General features: G+C 66.3%; 1 protein-coding gene. It reads left to right on the top strand.

Translation table 11 applies throughout. From position 1 onward, the window contains the following. Nucleotides 1-644, top strand: a 644-nt coding sequence (istB, locus tag H6A21_RS10750) for an IS21-like element helper ATPase IstB (RefSeq protein WP_204562776.1), incomplete at its 5' end; no start/stop codon positions are given. Between the last annotated feature and the right edge of the window lie 166 nt (nucleotides 645-810).

Below are 810 nucleotides of genomic sequence, written 5' to 3'. Positions count from 1 at the left end.
CGCTGATGGAGATGACCGACGCCCAGGTGGCGGCCGTGAGGGCGCGCGACCTGGACCGCCGGGTCGAGAAGGCGAACTTCCCCTTCGTGAAGACGCTCGCCGACTTCGATTTCTCCTTCCAGCCCTCGATCGACCGCCCCGTCGTCGAGGAGCTCGCCGCGCTCGGGTTCCTGGAGCGCCGGGAGAACGTCGTGCTCGTCGGCAGCCCCGGCGTCGGGAAGACCCACATAGCGGTCGCGCTCGGCGTCGAGGCGGTGAGGGCGCGCAAGCTCACGTACTTCGTGGACTGCCAGCGCCTCGTCGGCGACCTCAAGCGGGCGGCGGACAAGGGGGCGCTCGAGCGCAGGATGCGCTTCTACGCGCACCTCTCGCTGCTGATCGTTGACGAGGTCGGCTACCTTGAGGTCGACAAGGAGGGGGCCGACCTGCTGTTCCAGCTGGTCTCGAGGCGCTACGAGAGGAGGTCGACCATAGTGACGACGAACGTCGGGATAGGCGCGTGGGCCAAGGTCTTCGGCGACCCGGTGGTGGCGAGCGCCATCGCCGACCGCCTGTGCCACCACTGCACGGTGCTGAAGATCACCGGGAGGTCCTACCGCACCAAGGACCTGGCTCCGGACAGGGACGCCGGAAGCGGCGCCTGACGTTGGCGCGATCGGTGAAAGTGCGTTGGCGCGATCGGCGAATTTGCGTTGGCGAAAGGGGACTGCGGTGGGAATCCTGGACCAAATCCATCCTATGCGACTAGCCCCAAATCCCTTCGGTACTGCATGGGGCTCTTGTAATCCAGGTCGCTCTTGATCCTGATGT

The organism is Collinsella tanakaei, assembly GCF_016902615.1.
In the GTDB taxonomy this organism is placed as follows: Bacteria; Actinomycetota; Coriobacteriia; order Coriobacteriales; family Coriobacteriaceae; genus Collinsella; species Collinsella tanakaei_A.
The sequence above is the reverse complement of the archived record's forward strand: the minus strand, read 5'-3'. Positions and strand labels throughout refer to the sequence as shown.